Here is a 1,828-nt window from a genome sequence, read left to right on the forward strand (position 1 = left end):
CGGGTGATCGCGGTCGCCCGGCGGCTGGCGCTGCGTGCGGCGCCGGAGGAGCGGCCGCGGCCGGAGTCGGGGCTGCTGGGCGTGGCGACGGCGCTGGTGGTGGACGAGCACCCGTCGGCACCGGTGTGGTCGGCGGCGGAGCGGCAGCTGTTGGCGGGCTGGGTCGCGGTGCTGATCGAGCACCGGGGCGAGGACGGGGTGCGGGAGCTGCTCGGGGCGCTCGCCGAGGGCTGACACCGCGACCCGGTACGGCGCTCGGCGGGGGGCCGGGCGCCGAACCGGGCGGTGGCGGAAGAAGCCGCAGCTCACGGCCGCTAACGACCGGCCAACAGTCGTCGGCGCCCGCCAACGGTGGCACTCGGGGGCGGCCCGAGTGCCCTGGGCGGGGGCGTTGGCGGATCCTTGGTGCGGACTTGGCGGGCTCCGGCAGTGTGCTGGTGCAGCCACCGCCGGGGATCTCCGGCGGTGCCCAGCACGCCCTGCCCGTGCTGCGTCCCCTGCCCGTGCTGCGCCCCCTGCCCGACCTGAGAGGTAGCGCGTGTCGAAGCCGTCCGTCGCCCAGCCCACGTCCGTCACCCCGCCGTCCGAGGGTCCGGTCGCCGCGCCGGAGGGCGCCACCGCCCCGGCCCGCCCGACCCTCGACCCCGACGTGCTCGCCGAGATCCACCGGCTGCACGGCGGCTACCTGCTGCGCGCGCTGCTGCGGGCCACCGGCGGGGACCGCGGCAAGGCCGAGGACATCCTCCAGGAGACCCTGCTGCGCGCCTGGCAGCACCCGGAGGCGCTGGCCGCCGGCGCGGAGGCGGCCCGGCCCTGGCTGTTCACGGTCGCCCGGCGGATCGCGATCGACCACTACCGGATGGCCGCCGCCCGCGCCAAGGAGGTGATCGGCGAGACGGTCGAGGACCGGCCGGTCGCCGACGACCCGTACGAGCAGGTGGTGGTGGCCCGGGACCTCGCGCTGGCGCTGCGCCGGGTGCAGAAGCACCACCGCGAGGTGCTGGTCGAACTCCACCTCAAGGACCGCTCGGTGCTGGAGGCCTCGGCCCGGCTGGGGGTGCCGCCGGGGACGGTCAAGTCCCGCAACTTCTACGCGATCCGGGCGCTGCGCCCGGTGCTGGCGACGGAGCACGGGTACGCCCCGACGGTGCGCGGGGCGGCCTCGGCGGCCGGCTGACGGGGCCGTCCGGCTCAGGCTGACCGGGACGAAGGCTGACCGGGGCGCGGCCCCTCGCGCCGACCGTCCGGTTCAGTCGTCCGTCGCCCGCCGGCCGGTGCGGAGGTTGAGCGACTCCTCCAGGCTGGTGGTGAACTCGCTGCAGTGGCCCGCCTGCCGGTCGTGCGAGCGGAAGCGGTCCAGCGCCGTGCGCAGCCGGCCGCGCACCTCCGGTTCCCGTCCCCGGGCCAACAGGTAGGCGGCGTAGGACTGTTCGGCCACCGCGTGCAGGTACAGCAGGCCGGCCTCCTCGCAGGCGGCGAGCAGCCGGTGCCAGGCGAGGTCGGCGGCGTCGTCGCGGACGGTCGGCGCGAGGGCCTGCGCCTCGGTCAGCAGCGACCAGAGGTGGACCTGGGTGACGGGCGTGGCCGGCAGCAGCTCGCGGGCCTCCCGGGACCGGCGCTGGGCGCCCTCCCGGTCCCCGGCGGCCAGGCTCACCCAGCCCTGGTGCACCTTGGCGTCGACCAGCCGGCGGCGGTCGCCGGACTCCAGGGCGAGCGCCGTGGCGGCGGCGGCCAGCCGCTCGGCCTCGGCGGCGTGGCCGAGCATCGCGGTGACCAGCGCCAGCGTGGCGAGCGCCCGGACGTGCGCGGACGCGGCGGCGGGCCCGGT

The 1,828-nt window shown here is 77.7% G+C and carries 3 protein-coding genes; 2 read left to right on the forward strand and 1 reads right to left on the reverse strand.

All coding sequences use genetic code 11. The features are described from left to right. Together AE652_RS40640 and AE652_RS40645 are read left to right on the forward strand one after the other, a co-directional pair. The coding region (locus AE652_RS40640) for a hypothetical protein (RefSeq protein WP_049660881.1) at window positions 1–234 on the forward strand (234 nt) is incomplete at its 5' end. 304 nt (window positions 235–538) lie between these two features. Next, window positions 539–1,177 carry a sigma-70 family RNA polymerase sigma factor gene (locus AE652_RS40645; RefSeq protein WP_063780424.1) on the forward strand — a complete coding sequence of 213 codons (639 nt, stop codon included), beginning with the start codon at window positions 539–541 and terminating at the stop codon, window positions 1,175–1,177. Between the two features lie 72 nt (window positions 1,178–1,249). On the opposite strand, the gene AE652_RS40650 is transcribed toward AE652_RS40645, so the two are convergent. After that, the coding region (locus tag AE652_RS40650) for a hypothetical protein (RefSeq protein ID WP_049660883.1) at window positions 1,250–1,828 on the reverse strand (579 nt) is incomplete at its 5' end.

This window comes from Kitasatospora sp. MY 5-36 (assembly GCF_001182915.1).
Taxonomy (GTDB): Bacteria; Actinomycetota; Actinomycetes; order Streptomycetales; family Streptomycetaceae; genus Kitasatospora.